Annotated in this window: 1 protein-coding gene; it reads right to left on the minus strand. The window is 68.1% G+C overall.

Annotated features, from left to right (window positions below; translation table 11 throughout):
• Positions 1-216 (minus strand): transposase (locus ADL29_RS15345; protein ID WP_342671163.1); only part of this gene is annotated, 216 nt, incomplete at both ends.

Genomic DNA, 216 nt, shown 5'->3' on the forward strand with positions numbered 1-216 from the left:
CGTGGATGTCGTCACGGGTCTCCCATCGAGTACGCAGGCGTCGGAAGCCGTGCAGGAGGGCGATGGCCTGTTCCACCACCCATCGCCTGGCGCCCAGGCTGGAGCCGTGCTCGGTATCGCGTCGGGCGATGACGGGCTTGATGCCCTTCGCCCATACCTGGCGGCGGTAGCAGTCATGGTCGTAGCCGCGGTCGGCGTAGACCTCGGATGGACGGC

Source organism: Streptomyces chattanoogensis, assembly GCF_001294335.1.
Classification (GTDB): domain Bacteria; phylum Actinomycetota; class Actinomycetes; order Streptomycetales; family Streptomycetaceae; genus Streptomyces; species Streptomyces chattanoogensis.